This window comes from Polaromonas sp. CF318, assembly GCF_000282655.1.
Lineage (GTDB): Bacteria > Pseudomonadota > Gammaproteobacteria > Burkholderiales > Burkholderiaceae_C > Polaromonas.
Genome location: NZ_AKIV01000159.1, coordinates 1 through 1,460, shown reverse-complemented (window position 1 = coordinate 1,460; position 1,460 = coordinate 1). Strand labels below are relative to the sequence as shown.

The 1,460-nt window shown below is 61.0% G+C and carries 2 protein-coding genes; one reads left to right on the top strand and one right to left on the bottom strand.

What is annotated here, in order from left to right; all coding sequences use genetic code 11:
- Positions 1 to 112: 112 nt before the first annotated feature.
- Positions 113 to 505 (bottom strand): RidA family protein, encoded by a 393-nt coding sequence (locus PMI15_RS23830; RefSeq protein ID WP_007875128.1) that lies wholly within the window; start codon positions 503 to 505, stop codon positions 113 to 115.
- Positions 506 to 786: 281 nt separating this feature from the next.
- Here PMI15_RS23830 and PMI15_RS23825 point away from each other — a divergent pair.
- Positions 787 to 1,460: ABC transporter substrate-binding protein (locus tag PMI15_RS23825; RefSeq protein WP_007875127.1), on the top strand; the 674-nt coding region annotated here is incomplete at its 3' end.

Sequence of the window (1,460 nt, the reverse complement as noted above, 5' to 3'; positions counted from 1 at the left end):
GCCTTTTCTTTGGTGACTTTCTTTTGGCGAAGCAAAAGAAAGTTACTTGCTGCCGGGCAACCCCCGGCCAGCAGGTCTCAGAGGAGGGCACGCCGCGGGAGCAACCCCGACCCTAGCCCTTGGGCTTATAAGCCACCACATCAATCTCAACCTTCGCATCGACCATCAACCGAGCCTCGGTGGTGGACCGGGCCGGCTTGCCGCCCGTGAAGTAACTCATGTAGACGCGATTGAAGCTGCCGAAGTCGCGCGCGTCCTGCAGCCAGACCGTGGTCTTGCAGACGTCGTCCAGCGTGCAGCCGGCCAGGGCCAGCGCGGCCTGGATGTTTTTCATGACCTGGCGCGTCTGCACCTCGATGCCGCCCTGCACGATCTCGCCTTTTTCGTCGCCCGGCACCTGGCCCGAGACGTACACAAAATCGCCGGCGCGCACCGCGGGCGAGAACGGGCGAGGCTGGTGGTCGGAGGCAATGGGCGGGTTGCCCAGGTATTCAAGTGCGGACATTGCGAAGACTCCTTATTAGGTAAACAATGGACAGCCCGCCGGCAGGCGCCAGCCGGCAAGGCAAACAAACAAGCAGGCGAGTGGCACAGCACCCAAAGCTGGTGCACCGAGATCACAACAGCAGGGCTGCCATGCCCCAAAGCCATGCAGCAAAAGCCCAAATCTGAAATATATTTTCAGACTAAAGATGCTTTGTCTAGGGTTTATACCAATTTATAGGTAATTTTTGGTGGCATATTCTTTGCAAGTTGAAAATTACTTTCATTTTTAAGGAGATCGGCATGCTGCAAAAATTCCTGGTCAGCCGTCGCACGGCGGTTGCGTTGGCCCTGGTGGCGAGTGGTTCGGTGCTGTTGCCGATGGCCGCGCAAGCCCAGGCGCCGTCCAAGTCGGCCCTGAATCTGGCCATGGTGGCCGAGCCGCCGACGCTGGACATCCAGTCCACGCCGGCCGACCTTGTCTGCATCATCATGCAGCACGTCTACGAGCCGCTGTTCACCTTCGATGCCAAGGCGGCACTGGTGCCCATGCTGGCCGAGGCCATGCCGAAAATCTCGGCCGACGGCAAGTTGTACACCATCACGCTGCGCAAAGGCGTGATGCTGCACAGCGGCCGTGAACTCAATGCCGACGACGTAGTGGCCAGCCTCAAGCGCTGGATGGACGTCTCCCCGCGCGGCAAGTCGGTGGCCGTGCAAGTGGCGGACATGACGGCCAAGGGGCCGCTCACGGTGGAAATCACGCTGAAGAACGCCTACGCGCCGCTGCTCTCGCAACTGGCCATGGCTTCCGGCATGGCCGCCATCATGGCCAAGGAGTCGCTGGCCCAGCCGCTGCGCGAGTACGTGGGCACCGGGCCCTACAAGTTCAAGGAACGCAAGCCCGACCAGTACGTGCTGCTCACCCGCTTTGACGGCTACGTTGCGCGCAAGGAAGCCGCCAGCGGCTACGGCGG

Bases quoted from the DNA above. Each gene is read 5' to 3' on its own strand.
- PMI15_RS23830 (WP_007875128.1), bottom strand. From the start codon at position 505: ATGTCCGCACTTGAATACCTGGGCAACCCGCCCATTGCCTCCGACCAC.